Raw genomic sequence first — 13,494 nt, forward strand, 5'->3', positions numbered from 1 at the left:
GTGATGGATGGCATGCCTCCCAAGCAAGGGCGCACCCTGGACATCAGCGCCAGCGGCCTGTCGCTCAACTTTGACCATAAGCTGGGGACTGGCGACGTCGGCACGGTGTCGTTCGAACTGTTCGTGGAAGGGAAGGCGCAAGTGCTGACTTGCCGCTCGCGGGTCAACTACTGCATCTTCAGCGGTGACCATTTTAAAATCGGCTTCCAGTTCATGAATCCCGACATGGCCACCATGGCCACCATCAATAAATTCCTGCGTTGATGGCTGCCGGGCCAGTGTAGCTGGCCCGTGGCCGTATCAGACGGTTGGCTTGCACCTGCTCCAGCGCATGGGCAAGCCAGCCGACGCAGCGACCCACCGCAAACAATATGAAGGACGCATCTTTCGGCAAGCCGCAGGCAGCGGCGAGCAGCGACAGGGCGTAATCGATATTGGGCAGCTCGCCGGCCTGTTTTTCGGCGGCGCCGGCCAATGCTGCATGTGGTTGTATTTCCGGTAGCAGTTTGATCAACGCCCTGGCGCGCGGATCGCCGTCGCTATACAGCGGATGGCCGAACGCGGGCAGGGGCTGTCCGCTGGCGAGCCAGTCGCGCATGGCCTGGTCTGCGCCGTGACGCCGGGCCTGTTCAATCAGCCGCGCAAACTCCGCCGTTGCGCCGCCATGCCGTGGTCCCGTCAGCGTGGTGAAACCGGCCAGCACACCGGCCGCCAGCGAGGCGCCGGTCGAGATGGCGACGCGGGTGGCAAAGGTGGAAGCATTGAGTTCGTTGTCGGCCATGAGCACGAGGGCGCGGCGGATCAGGTCTTCGTGTGTGTCGGCGTGCCATGCGCGAGCGAGGCGTTGGCTGATGTACCCTGGCTGGCGGCCCACCATCGCATCGACCAATGTTGCGAGTACGCTGGCCGCTTCCGTCCGCAGTTCATCGATCGGACGGCCCAGCGATGGCGCATCTTGTGCGCTGCGGCGGGCAAGTGCCAGCAGGCCGGCTTCCAGTGGACTGCCATTGGCGGCCGGCTCCGTGTGTCGGATTTCTGCTGGTTTGCCTTCCCATAGCAAGGCGGCGATATCTTCAAGGCTGGCGTTGTCGGCCAGCGTCGCGGCATCGTGTCCGCGATAGAGCAGGCGGCCATCGGCGATCGTGGAAATCGATGAGGGCAGCACCGGGTCGCCATACTGCATGGTTTGCGTGGACACGGTTTCCACCTTGCGCCGCCCGTTCGCGCGGCGCGCCATGCGCAGCACATCGTCACGGTGATACAGGCTGCGGCGGGGATCGTTGTCATCTGCTTTCGCGCGTATCTTGCCCCGGCTGACGTTGGCGTACAGCGTTTGCGGACGAACGTTGAGCATATCCAGGGCTTCTGCGGCGGTCATCCAGACCATGGTGCTTCCTATGTTGACACATCAAGTCAAGATTGACGCTACCGGACCAGCGGTCCTAAGCTGTGTTCAAGGATAACTGATTCGGAGTGCTTATGTCTTATCACCTGCTCGATGCCACCTGGTCGGCGCTGGACCTGCCTTTCTCGGCGCTGGACGCCGTTCAGATAACCGGGCAGGGCGAGCTGCCGTCCTGGTTTGCGACCACCGGGCTGGCAGCGGCTTCGGTGGCTACGGCGGCGTTGGCAGTGCAGCAGTTGATGGCCGCGCAGGGCCGGGCGCCTGCTGGCGTCACGGTGGATCAGCGGCTGGCATCCATGTGGTTCAGCTGGTCGATTCAACCAGTTGGCTGGGAACGTCCGCCGCTGTGGGACGCGATTGCCGGGGACTACGCGACTGCCGATGGCTGGATACGCCTGCACACCAATGCGCCGCATCATCGCCTGGCCGCGTTGGCTGCCTTGGGCTGCGCGGACGACCGTGAGACCGTTGCCCGCACGGTCGCCGGCTGGCGCGCGCTGGAACTTGAGGAAGCCGTGGTGGCACACGGCGGCTGCGCCGCAATGATGCGCTCCATGGCCGCATGGCAGGCGCACCCGCAAGGCCGCGCAGTCGCCGCCGAACCGCTGATTGCGTTCAGCTCCCATGCACAGGCCAGCGGGCGCCGTGAGTGGGCCTGGACGGCAAGCCGGCCCCTCGCAGGACTCAAAGTGCTGGACCTGACGCGGGTGCTGGCCGGCCCGGTGGCGACGCGCTTCCTGGCCGGCTACGGCGCCGATGTTTTGCGCATCGACCCGCCAGGCTGGAACGAACCCGGCGTGATCCCGGAAGTCACGCTCGGCAAGCGCTGCGCGCGGCTGGATCTGACGCAGGCCGCCGACCGCGCCACGTTTGAAACGCTGCTCGCCGAAGCCGATGTACTGGTCCATGGCTACCGTCCGGCGGCGCTGGAACGTCTGGGCTATGGCGAGGCATATCGTCGCCAGCGCAATCCCTCGCTCATCGACGTCGCGCTGGATGCCTACGGCTGGACTGGCCCGCTGGCTGGCCGTCGTGGTTTCGACAGTCTGGTGCAAATGAGCTGCGGCATCGCCGATCACGGCATGCGGCGGCAGGGCGCGGGCAAACCTGTGCCGCTGCCCGTGCAGGCACTGGACCACGCCACCGGTTACCTGATTGCCGCCGCCGTGGTGCGGGCCTTGATTGCTCGCCTCAGCGACGGACGCGTTCAACAGGCCCGCCTGGCGCTCGCGCGCACCGCCCAACTGCTGATGACTGCACAGACGCCTGCGGCCTCTCCACCGCTGGCTGCCACCAGCGACGCTGACTACGCACCACAGCTGGAGCAAACCGAATGGGGGCCAGCGCGCCGCTATAACCCGCCGGCCATCATCGAAGGCGTCCCCATGGCGTGGACGCGGCCTGCATCGAGCCTGGGCTCGGCATCGGCAGCTTGGTGAGCCGCTAAGCGTATTACCAGTCGCGGCGCACGCGTAGCATGGCAAATGGCTGCGTGCGGGTGCTATTGTGTTCAACGAAATCGACTCCGCCCGCCAGGCGATCGCCGCCGGCATAGTGCGCGCGGTCATAGGTAATCACACGGCTGGCGAGGTTGTTCAGTTCCAGCGTCACCATCAGGTTCGATGCGGGACGGTAGTTGACGAAAGCCCGTGCCCACGCCGAACCGCTGCTGGTATCGCGCTCGGCGACCTGCCAGCTATCGTTACTCCAGCCGTTATCGACGGAAAAGCCCCATGCCGTCCGTTGCTGCGGCAGGTCCTGCGAGAACTCCACGCGCCACGCCATCGGCTGCTCGCCAGACAGGCGGCGCGGCGCCAGTGTGGTGGCATCGGTGACGGAGGATGAACGCCAGGTGGTCGACAGCTTGAGCTGCCCTTGCGGCAGGGACCAGCTGTCTGTGGGCAGGTTCAACATGCCCGTGATATTGTCCGCACTCGCCTCGCCGACATTGCCGGCGACATCGTAGGTCGCGTTTGCGGTGCGGATCGGCATGCGGTCGATAAGGTCACTGATGTGGGCCTGCGTATAACTCAGCGTCGCAAGACCGCGTTCCCAGAAACGGTATTCCAGCGCGCCTTCGCACAGCCAGGTCTTGGCCGCCACCAAATCGGGCACGCCGGCCCGCAGCGCTTTGTCGCCAATGCCAAAGTAGGCAGCTGCATCGCCAAAGTTGATCTGGCTGATTTCGCGTTCCAGGCGCAGGCGCAATTGCAGTGCCGGCGAGGGCGATAGCGATACGCGCAGACGCGGCTTGGGATAGACGTAGGCCTTGCCATCCGTCTGGCTGGCGCTGGTGCTCAGCGAGGAATGTTCGATCTTCACGCCTGCCTCGGCGCTCAGCGAACTATCCACCTGCCATGCGGAAGACAGCTGGCCTTCGACCCGCGACTCCTGTACCCACGCACTACCGGTGGGAACCGCGCTGGCCTGCGCGTTGACCTGCGAGGTATTGCTGTTGTCGTTGGCAGTGACGGCGCGTTCCAGGCCACCGCGTATCACCACGCCGTCCAGCGCTTGCCAGCTGAGTTCACCGGCCAATACCTTCTCGCTGGCCGTACTGGTTGAGCGGCCATGGGAAGCGCTGCTGTCAGGGCCGGATGCCGAATCGGTAGCAATATCGGCGGTCCGGTACAGCGCTCTCAGATCCATGCTCGCACCGGGCGCCAGTTCGCGTGAGTAGGCAAGGCCTTGCTCCAGCGTGCGGCCGGTGTTGTTGTTGAAGTTAAGCGATGGCGTCGCGCCGTCGTTGCGGATCTGGGATTGATAAGACCACGGCGCCAGCCCGCCGTTCCAGGTCAGCTGGCCGTCCATTACATCCTGTCCGTAAGTCAGTTTGAGCGATTTGTTGTCGGAGATGCCGGCGCCTTTGATCGCCACCTCGGCGATGGGGGTAGGCGCGGTGTACAAGGTAGTGCGGCGTCCCTCGCCTTGCGAGAAGTCCGGCGAACGTCGCCAGCCCAGTGCGAGGTTGAGGTTCTTGTCGCCGCGTTTGAGGCTGTAACTACCTTCCAGCGAAGGCTCCAGACTCCCATCCGGCATCACCGAACTGGATGCGGTGGCCGAGGCCGACACCAGATCCATCGGCTTGAGAATCAGATTGGCGACACTGGCAAAGCCCTGCATATCAATGCCGCTGGCGCCACCGTTAATGACATCGATGCGTTCAACACCGATCTTGGGAATCCGTCCCAGCAGATCACCCAGCGGCTCCGTTTTGGAAGTGGGGCGCTTGCCGTTGATTAGCACATTGCCGGCCGAACCGCGTGAGGGATTTCCGCCGTCGAACACGAAGCCGGGCAGGCGAGACACCATCTCCATCGCCGTCCCCGCCTGAAACTGCACAAAGTACTCTGGCGCATACGATTGTGCGCCGGCCAGCCCCGGCGCCGTCAAGGCACAGGCGAGCAGAATGGCATGACGGGCGAAGGTCGTAAGGCTCATCACAACATTTTGCGGTGAACACAGTTCGGTAGCAACAAAGAGTTTGAAGCAGCCAGCTTGTTTAGTGCGGTTTGATAAAACAGGATGGCCTGACATGCCGTGATAATGTGTAATTTTTTCAGCAAAATGCTACGCCTGTCGTGGCGGGCTTCTTTGGCTCGCCGCCAGTCATGTCTAGAAAGGACTCATACCATGCATCCACAACCACTCATCGCCACCCATGATGTCGCCGCAACCAGTGCCTGGTACCAGGCGGTGCTGGGTCTGGAAAGTGGCCATGGCGGCAGTGACTACGATCAGCTGATGTATGATGGCCGCATGGTGATGCAGCTGCATCATTGGGACGCGCATCATCATCCTTACATCGGCAATCCGGAGCAGCCATCGCGCGGCAATGGCGTGCTGCTGTGGTTCCAGACGGATCAATTCGACGCCTTCATGCAGCGCGTCACGGCGCAAAACGCGCAGGTGCTGGAAGGCCCCAAGGTCAACACCAATGCCAACCACAGGGAGGTCTGGCTACGCGATCCGAATGGCTATGTTGTCGTCGTAGCCGGCGCCTATGGCGATCTTGGCTGAATACTCAGACGGCGTGGCGATCCTTGAGGATGTAGCGTAACCACGCCACCCCATTGACGACGGCGACGACCGCGCCAGCCGCTTTAAACGCTTCGTCCAGCTTGGGAAAACCGCACAGGTGGAGCAGCCACGAGGTCCCCCACAAAAATGCGTACAGCGCGAACAGGTAGTGCAGCTTTACCGGTAACTGGCGCTGCTGCCTGGCTTTATTTCGGTAGGCGGCAAACAGAAACAGTCCGCCAACAGCGTAAAACAGTACGACGTTAAAGATCTCCCAGTGACGACCATCCAGCATGACACTCCCTTGGTTTTGTGTGCTTTTATGGCAATTATTATAGCGAAGATTCCGCCTCCTGGGCATGTGCCTCTGCGCGCAGAAAGTCGGAGAACCACGTCAACGCTTCCTGTTCGCTGCGGGTAGGGCGCCAGCACATGTAGTACGCGCCTTGCGCAGTTAGCGTCTGGCTGAATGGGCTGACCAGCGTGCCGCGGCGCAGGTCATCGTCGATCAATACTGCGCGGCCCAGCGCGATGCCCTGGCCGTTCAGCGCCGCCTGCATCAGGGCGTTGCTGTCGTCGATGAGCGGACCGCGCAATGCCAGCGACGGCGCCAGGCCCGCCTGCTCGAACCAGCGCTCCCAATCATCACAGCTGTCTTCGTGCAGCAGGGTGTAGTGGGCCAGGTCGGACGGCGCCAGCAAGGGCGGGCCGCCTTTCAACATCGCGGGCGAACACACAGGCAGCAGCTCGGTGCCGAACAGCCGCTCGCATTCCACGCCCGGCCATTTGCCATCGCCCCAGCGGATCGCCAGGTCGATGCTGTCCCGTCCCAGATCGGTATGCATCACCGTGTGCACCAGCCGCACTTCGAGCTGGCTGTGCGCGGCCAGGAAACGGTCCAGCCGCCCGACCAGCCAGCGCGAGCTGAAAGCCGGCGTGACCGCCACGGTCAAGCGCCGGCGCGCGCGGCCTTCGCCCTGGGCCAGCTGTGTCAGCACGCGGTCGATGCGGCCAAAGGCATCGACCAGATTGCGCTGCAAGATCGCTCCTTCCGCAGTCAGCGTGATGGCGCGCGTCATGCGCTTGAACAGTTTGATTTCCAGCGCATCCTCCAGCGTCTTGATCTGGTGGCTGACTGCAGCCTGGGAGATGCATAACTCGTCGGCGGCACGTGTAAAGCTCATGTGCCGTGCGGTGACCTCAAACGTTTTTAACTGCCTCAACAGACTGGAAGAATGGACCACAGCGTACTCCATGCATGAGATTTTCTAATGTATCGCATGCATACTGATCATTTGTCAATGTTATTTCGCTCCTACAAGATTGGGTATCCGAACCCGATCAACAGGAAACGACATGGAATCTGCTAAGCCGTTCATCCACCCCTACATCCCCAACTCAGTGCCCGCCGTCCGTGACGCCATGCTGCACGCCGTGGGCGCCACCAGTACCGAAGAATTCTTTGCCGATATCCCCGCTGCGCTGCGCATGCAGGCGCCATTGGCGATCCCTGCGCCGCTGATGTCGGAAGCGCGCCTCAAGCGCCACGTGGAAGGCCTGCTGCGCAAGAACACCCACTGCGCCGCGCAATTGAGCTTCCTCGGCGGCGGCTGCTACCAGCATCATGTACCGGCGGTGTGCGACGAGATCAATGGCCGCAGCGAGTTCGCCACCGCCTATGCGGGCGAACCGTATGACGACCATGGCCGCTTCCAGGCCCTGTTCGAGTACTGCAGCATGATGGGCGCCTTGCTGGAAATGGATGTCGTCAACGTCCCGGTCTACGACGGCATGCAGGCCGCTGCCACCACGGTACGCATGGCTGGTCGTCATACCGGTCGGCGCCGCGTGGTCGTCGCGGGCCACATCAATCCGGACAAGCTGTCCGTGATGGTCAACTATGGCCGTGCCGATCTGGATTTTGTAACGGTACCGTTCGACGCACAAACCGGTCTGCTGGACCAGGCCACCGTAGCGCGCACGCTGGACCAGCAGACCGCTGCGTTGTACGTCGATATCCCATCCTTCCTCGGCACCATAGACGATGGCGCCGCGCTGGCCGCTGCAGCGCATGCGGTGGGCGCGCTGTTCATCGTTGGCGTTGACCCGACCTCGCTGGGCGTGCTGGCGACACCTGCCAGCTACGGCGCCGACATCGTCTGCGGCGACATTCAGCCGCTGGGCATGCACATGAATTACGGCGGCGGGCAGGGCGGCTTCATCGCCAGTCATGATGATCCGGCCATCGTCATGCAATACCCATCGCGCCTGTTTGGCATCGTGCCGACCAACGTGCCTGGTGAATATGGCTTTGGCGACGTCGCCTACAGCCGCACCTCATTCGACAAGCGCGAGAACGGCAACGAATTCGTCGGCACCGCCGCCGCGCTGTGGGGCATTACCGCTGGCGTGTACCTGGCACTGATGGGGCCTCAAGGCATGACCGAGCTGGCGACCGGCATCGCCCAGCGCACCGCATACGCCAGACAGTGCATGGCGCGGTTGCCAGGTGTACGCGTGACGCATGCCGGCAGCTGCCATTTCCGTGAGTTCGTCGTCAACTTCGATGGCACCGGTCTGCCGGTGGCAGCCATCAACGCCGCCTTGCAGCAGCAGGGCATGTTTGGCGGCCATGACCTGAGCACCGCTTTCCCCGCGCTGGGCCAGTCGGCCTTGTACGCCTTTTCCGAAGTCCACACGCAGGAAGACATCGACCTGCTGTGCGCAACGCTTGAGAAAGTCCTCCAACAATGAACGCCATGGATAACATCGCCACCCACCGCAAACAGCAGATGCGCCGCTACCATCAGGCGCGCTGGGACGAACCGGTTATTTTTGAATTGAGCCAGCCGGGTGAACGCGGCATTCTGGTGCCGGAAGTGGAGCCGGACATCGTGCGGGCTGCTGGCCAGCCGTTGGCGGGCCTGCCTGCGTCCATGCTGCGCCGGCAGGCACCCGCGCTACCGGAGATGTCGCAGAACCGCGTGCTGCGGCATTATCTGCGGCTGTCGCAGGAAAATCTGGGCGCTGACCTTAATGTCGATGTCGGCCAGGGTACCTGCACGATGAAGTACAACCCGAAGATCAACGACCAACTGGCGCGTCAGCCGGGCATGGCGGAACTGCACCCGCGTCAGCCTGACAGCAGCGTGCAGGGCATGCTGGAAGTGATCGACAAGCTGGAAGGCGTGATGTGCGAAGTGTCCGGCATGGATGCGGTGTCGCTGCAGCCGCGCGGCGGATCGCAAGCCATCTTCGCCAATATGTCCATGGTGCGCGCCTGGCATGAGAGCCGTGGCGAAGCAGGGCAGCGCGATGAAGTGATTACCACCATCTTCTCGCATCCATCCGACGCGGCCTGCTCCAAGCTGGTGGGCTACAAGGTGATTACGATTTACCCGGATGCGGACGGCTATCCCGACCTGGCAGCGCTGAAGGCCGCGGTGTCGCCGCGCACGGCGGCACTGGTCATCACCAATCCTGAAGATACCGGCATTTTCAACAGCCGCATACGTGAGTTTGTGGACGCGGTGCACGCGGTGGGTGGCCTGTGCGTGTACGACCAGGCCAATGCCAACGGTCTGCTGGGCATTGCCCGCGCAAGGGAAGCGGGCTTCGACCTGTGCCACTTCAACCTGCACAAGACCTTCGCCACGCCGCATGCGTGTGGTGGTCCCGCTGTCGGCGCGGTATGTTGTACGGCGGCGCTGGCGCCATTCCTGCCTGGTCCTCTGGTGCGTAGCAAGGAGGGCCGCTATCAGCTGGTGAGCGGCGCGCAGCAGTCCATCGGCAAGATCAGCAGCTTTGCCGGGGCTGCGTCCATCATGTTGCGCGCCTATGCCTGGGTTATGAGTCTGGGCGCGGAAGGTCTGAAGACGGTGTCCGAAATTGCGGTCCTCAATAACAACTACATGATGCACGAGCTGTTGAAGATCGACGGCATGGCTGCACCGTACGCACCGGGCAAGCGCCGTATCGAACAAGTACGCTACAGCTGGGCCGCGCTGACCGAAGCGACCGGTGTGACGTCGGAAGAAATCGGCCTGCGCGCGGCCGACTTTGGCGTGCATTACTGGACCAGCCACCACCCCTATCTGGTGCCGGAACCCGCCACCATCGAACCGACCGAGTCGTATTCGCGTGCCGATCTGGATGAATTCATCGGTGTGATGCGCCATATCGCTGGCGAGGCGCGCAGCAATCCGGAGCTGGTGAAGACCGCGCCGCATAACTGCCCCGTACATCGCGTGCAATGCGAGATGCTGGATGATCCAGAGCGCTGGGGAATCACCTGGCGTGCCTATCAACGCAAGCTGGGCGAGCGCGGATTGGCATGAAGATAGGACTGGTGGCCAATCCCTGGGCCGGCATCGGCGGCCCGGCAGGGCTCAAGGGCTCGGACGGCGCCGGCAGTGTGCAGGCGGCGCTGGCCGCGCACAGCCTGCCGCAGGTGCCCGCGCGTCTGGCTGCCATGTTTGCGGCCTGCGGCGAAACGGCAAGCGCTATCGACTGGTACACCGCCGATGGCGCCATGGGGTGGACCGCGTTGCAGGCGGCAGGCTTGCAGGCCAGTGCCGTGGTGCCGGTCAGCGAACCGTCGCAAGCAGCGGACACGCGCCGCGCCAGTGGCATTCTGGCCGGGATGGGCATTGATCTGCTGCTGTTCGCCGGCGGCGACGGCACGGCGCGCGATGTGCTGGATGGCCTGCATGACGCTGGCGCAGTGGGCCGCCTGCCTGTATTGGGGCTGCCGGCTGGCGTCAAGATGCAGTCGGCGGTGTTTGCTAACCACCCGACGGCGGCAGGGCTGCTGCTCCGCCAGTTGCAGCAAAACGGTCTGGCGGTATGCGCCGATGCCGAGGTGATGGACCTGGACGAAGATGCACTGCGCAGCGGAGAGATCTCGCCGCGCTTGTATGGATACCTGCAGATCCCGCTGGCGCCGACGCTGACCCAGGGAGGCAAAGCCCGTCACGTCAGCGGCAGCGGTGCGCAGCGCATGGCCATCGCCCGCAGCTTTGCGGAAAGGATGGAAGCCCGTTCGCTCTACCTGATCGGGCCGGGCACGACCACCCAGGCGTTGCTGGCGCTGCTGGGCGTCGAGGGGACTTTGCTTGGCGTGGATGCGGTGCTGGGAGATGGCACCTTGCTGGCGCGTGACGCCACGCGCCGCGAGTTGGAAGATCTGGCTGGCGACTGGCAGGCATCGCTGCATCTGGTGCTGTCGCCGATAGGAGGGCAGGGAATGGTGCTGGGAAGGGGAAACCAGCAGATTTCACCGCGCCTGTTGCGTGCGGCCGGCCGCCACGGCCTGCATGTGCTGGCGCCACCGGACAAGCTGATGTCGCTGCACGGTGGCGTGCTGCGTATCGATAGCGGCGACGCCGAACTCGATGCGCAATTCAGTGGGTATTTGCCGGTCACCACCGGCTATCGGGAACAGACCATGTGGCCTGTCTCGGTGTAGTGGCAGTAATCATAACGATAAAGATCAGGAGACTCAGATGAGACAAAAAACAGGGCTGACGCTTTCGGTTGCGACGCTGGCGCAACTGGCAGCCATGCATGGCGCGCAGGCGCAAACCGCACCGGAAGCGGCGGCGGTCAACGACAAGGGCGCGGTCGTGCCGGAAGTCGTGGTGACCGGTACCACCGCCAGGAACCGTACCAAGCTGGAATCGTCGGTGGCGATTACCACGGTGGACCAGGCCAAGCTGGAAAAGCTGGCGCCGCACAGTCTTGCCGACTCGCTGCAGCAGGTGCCCGGCTTGTGGGTGGAAGCCTCCGGCGGCGAGGTATCGAATAATGTGTCGCCGCGCGGGCTGAGTGGCGGCGCAGCGTTCCAGTTCATCAGCCTTCAGGAAGACGGCCTGCCGGTGATTTACGACGGCGAACTGGTGGACGTGTTGATGCGCGAGGACGTTACCATCAAACGCTTTGAAGCGATTCGTGGCGGCACCTCGGCTATTCTGTCCACCAACGGCCCGGCCGCCATTGTCAACTTCATCAGCCAGAAAGGCACGCAGAAGCCGCAAGGCGAAGTGAAGGTCACCGTCAGCGATTACGGTATGGTACGCACGGAAGGCGTGTATTCGGGACCGATCAACGATGACTGGACCTACGCTGCGGGCGGTTACTACCGCGAGGGCAAGGGCGTTCGGCCTATCGGCATTACCGCCGACCACGGCGGCCAGTTCCGCTTGAACCTGACGCGCAAGCTGGAAGGCGGCGAGTTGAATCTGTCGGCCAAGTACGTCAATGACCACAACACCTTCTATCTGCCTATTCCGCTGACCAATCCAGGTAATCCCACCGGCGTGCCGGGCGTCGATCCGCATTACGGCTCGCTGGATGGTCCGGATGTCGCGCATATCCGCAACCAGACCACCAACGGCGTGATCGACACCAACCTCAATACCGGCTTCCACGTGCTGGCCAAGGTGTTTGGCGCGGACCTGCAGCATGAGCTGGGTGGCGACTGGTCGTTCCGTAACAATGCGCGCTATACCCGCTATGACGTGGCGCCGCATTCCGTGTTCAATGGACCAAACAGCTATCTGGTCCGCGCCAGTAATCGCCTCGATCCCAAGCAGTCCAGCGATGTGGCGGAATTGCTCAAGCGTTTTGGCGGCACGGCGAAACTGGCGTACGCCGGCACTGGCCAGATCATCAATGATCCATCGACCCTGAATGGCAATGGCTTCACCACGGACGCTGTGGCGGAGACGCGCTTCCGTTCCCTGGGCCACTTCATCGACAAGCTGTCGGTGACCAACGAGAATAGCAAGAACAGCTTCACGGCCGGCGTCCTGTTCGCGTCGCAGAAGCTGTATGACGATTCCGATTACGGCGCCCGCATCATCACCGATGTGCGCGACCAGCCTAGCCGCCTGGATATCGTCGCGGTCGATGCCAGCAACAAGATCCTCGGCTACCTGTCGGACAAGGGCGTGCTGCGCAACGGCTACTTCTACGAGCGCCACAAAGGTGACATGAAGTCGCTGTCCTATTTCGTCAATGACGAGTGGAAGGTGAGCGACAAGCTGCGCCTTGACGCTGGCGTGCGTTACGAAGTCGCACGCTATGACGTGCAGGACGAAGGCGTGCAGGCTGCCGGCGACGATCTGCCGGGCGATAGTCTGACCGGTGGCGCAATCATTCCGGGCGCGCTGAATCCGGATGGCAGCGACAAGGACAACATCATCGCCAACAACTACATGCGCCGTGCAGGTACTGGCGTGTGGACGCGCAAGCAGAAGACCATCAAGGAAGCGTCGTACACGGCCGGCTTCAATTACGCCTTCAACGACCACGTGGCGACCTATGGCCGCTACGCCAGCGGCACCAATATGCCGACCTTGTACAGCACCGACAGTTTCGTCGATGGCGCCAGCCGTCTGAGTTTCACCGAAGCGGGCGTACGCTACATCTCGCCGTTCTGGACCACCTCGGCGACGCTGTTCCACACCAAGTTCGATAACCTGTCGTTCGGTGAAACCGACCAGGCTACCGGTAACTTCCGCCAGGTCTTCGTCAAAACGCTGTCCACCGGTGTGGAGCTGGAAGGTGTCGTCAACCTGCACAAGCGCTTCTCGCTGGAGTATGTGGCGACCCTGCAGAAAGCCACCATCGACGGCATTGATCCAAACGCGGAAGAGGCCAAGCAGAACGGCAACCAGGTAATGCGGACGCCAAATACGCAAGTGCGCCTGATTCCGACCGTGCACTTTGACTTCGGCGATGTGTTCCTGGTCTACAGCCATATCGGCAAGCGCTTTGCCGACTTTGAAAATGCGCTGGCGCTGCCTGCCTACCACGTGATCGACATGGGTGCGGAAATCCACCTCGATAAGAAGTGGAAGCTGAATCTCAAGGTGAACAACCTGACCAACGAGATCGGCCTCACCGAGGGCAACCCACGTAGCGGCTTCAATCAAAGTTCGAACGGCAGCCTGTTCTACGCACGGCCTATCCTGGGGCGCAATGCCACGGCCGCGCTGTCTTACCGCTTCTGATGTATCCGGGGCCGGACGTGTGTAGCGTCCGGCCTTGTCGTGTTACCCTTCCTT

11 protein-coding genes are annotated in these 13,494 nt (G+C 62.7%); 7 read left to right on the top strand and 4 right to left on the bottom strand.

The window, feature by feature from the left end; genetic code table 11:
- The first annotated feature begins 3 nt into the window (after positions 1-3).
- Positions 4-264, top strand: coding sequence for a PilZ domain-containing protein (locus tag BUA36_RS17845; protein ID WP_072786654.1), 261 nt, complete (start codon positions 4-6; stop codon positions 262-264).
- On the opposite strand, the gene BUA36_RS17850 is transcribed toward BUA36_RS17845, so the two are convergent.
- The gene (locus BUA36_RS17850; protein WP_072786655.1) at positions 245-1,387 is read right to left on the bottom strand and encodes a citrate synthase family protein; all 1,143 of its coding nucleotides are present in this window, start codon (positions 1,385-1,387) and stop codon (positions 245-247) included. The two genes, BUA36_RS17845 and BUA36_RS17850, sit on opposite strands and share 20 nt — an antisense overlap.
- A 92-nt stretch (positions 1,388-1,479) precedes the next feature.
- Here BUA36_RS17850 and BUA36_RS17855 point away from each other — a divergent pair, with 92 nt between their 5' ends.
- Positions 1,480-2,844 carry a CoA transferase gene (locus BUA36_RS17855; RefSeq protein WP_072786656.1) on the top strand — a complete coding sequence of 455 codons (1,365 nt, stop codon included), beginning with the start codon at positions 1,480-1,482 and terminating at the stop codon, positions 2,842-2,844.
- Between the two features lie 13 nt (positions 2,845-2,857).
- Here the strand turns inward: BUA36_RS17855 and BUA36_RS17860 are convergent, their stop codons facing one another.
- Complete coding sequence (locus BUA36_RS17860) at positions 2,858-4,846, bottom strand: TonB-dependent receptor plug domain-containing protein (RefSeq protein ID WP_072786657.1); 1,989 nt, start codon at positions 4,844-4,846, stop codon at positions 2,858-2,860.
- 192 nt (positions 4,847-5,038) lie between these two features.
- Between BUA36_RS17860 and BUA36_RS17865 the strand changes: the two genes are divergently transcribed.
- Positions 5,039-5,425: a VOC family protein gene (locus BUA36_RS17865; RefSeq protein WP_072786658.1), complete on the top strand. Its 387-nt coding sequence runs from the start codon at positions 5,039-5,041 to the stop codon at positions 5,423-5,425.
- A gap of 4 nt (positions 5,426-5,429) precedes the next feature.
- Here the strand turns inward: BUA36_RS17865 and BUA36_RS17870 are convergent, their stop codons facing one another.
- Positions 5,430-5,720 (bottom strand): hypothetical protein, encoded by a 291-nt coding sequence (locus BUA36_RS17870; protein WP_072786659.1) that lies wholly within the window; start codon positions 5,718-5,720, stop codon positions 5,430-5,432.
- 37 nt (positions 5,721-5,757) lie between these two features.
- Entirely contained in the window at positions 5,758-6,681 is a 924-nt protein-coding gene (gene gcvA / locus BUA36_RS17875) for a transcriptional regulator GcvA (RefSeq protein WP_072786660.1), read from the bottom strand.
- Positions 6,682-6,781: 100 nt separating this feature from the next.
- Between gcvA and gcvPA the strand changes: the two genes are divergently transcribed.
- The 4 genes from gcvPA to BUA36_RS17895 are packed head-to-tail and all read left to right on the top strand — an operon-like array spanning position 6,782 to position 13,440.
- On the top strand, positions 6,782-8,179 hold the full coding sequence (gene gcvPA, locus BUA36_RS17880; protein ID WP_072786661.1) for an aminomethyl-transferring glycine dehydrogenase subunit GcvPA: 1,398 nt from the start codon (positions 6,782-6,784) through the stop codon (positions 8,177-8,179).
- A gap of 5 nt (positions 8,180-8,184) precedes the next feature.
- Entirely contained in the window at positions 8,185-9,762 is a 1,578-nt protein-coding gene (gene gcvPB, locus BUA36_RS17885; RefSeq protein ID WP_072786799.1) for an aminomethyl-transferring glycine dehydrogenase subunit GcvPB, read from the top strand.
- Entirely contained in the window at positions 9,759-10,892 is a 1,134-nt protein-coding gene (locus tag BUA36_RS17890) for an ATP-NAD kinase family protein (RefSeq protein ID WP_072786662.1), read from the top strand. Before gcvPB ends, BUA36_RS17890 begins: the two co-directional genes overlap by 4 nt.
- A 37-nt stretch (positions 10,893-10,929) precedes the next feature.
- Complete coding sequence (locus BUA36_RS17895) at positions 10,930-13,440, top strand: TonB-dependent receptor (protein WP_072786663.1); 2,511 nt, start codon at positions 10,930-10,932, stop codon at positions 13,438-13,440.
- The last annotated feature ends 54 nt before the right edge of the window (positions 13,441-13,494 follow it).

The sequence above is a fragment of the Duganella sacchari genome, from assembly GCF_900143065.1.
Taxonomy (GTDB): domain Bacteria; phylum Pseudomonadota; class Gammaproteobacteria; order Burkholderiales; family Burkholderiaceae_D; genus Rugamonas; species Rugamonas sacchari.